This window comes from Methylobacterium sp. E-065 (assembly GCF_022829605.1).
In the GTDB taxonomy this organism is placed as follows: domain Bacteria; phylum Pseudomonadota; class Alphaproteobacteria; order Rhizobiales; family Beijerinckiaceae; genus Methylobacterium.
Genome location: NZ_JAKSYD010000152.1, coordinates 1 through 281, shown reverse-complemented (window position 1 = coordinate 281; position 281 = coordinate 1). Strand labels below are relative to the sequence as shown.

1 protein-coding gene is annotated in these 281 nt (G+C 65.8%); it reads right to left on the bottom strand.

Annotated elements, in window-relative coordinates:
* On the bottom strand, positions 1 to 131 hold a 131-nt coding region (locus tag MKK84_RS35520; RefSeq protein ID WP_279599623.1), incomplete at its 3' end, for a response regulator.
* Between the last annotated feature and the right edge of the window lie 150 nt (positions 132 to 281).

Genomic DNA, 281 nt, shown 5'->3' with positions numbered 1-281 from the left:
ATCAAGGCCGGGATCGAACGTATCGGGGACTCGCGACCACGCAGGGCGCGAAGAAAACTGTATCCATCCATCTTCGGCATGTTCACGTCCACGACGAGGAGGTCGTATGTCGCGCGCAACACGCGTTCCAACCCTTCGATTCGTGTTCTTCACCCGGTGGTGCAGCTCGCGGATCAGCAGGCTCTGGCGCTCCTCGGCGAGGCGCCGGTCGGTCACGTCCGCGACCACGCCGATCAGGCGGCGCGGCAAGCGGCCGGGGGCATCGCGCTCGAATCGGCCAG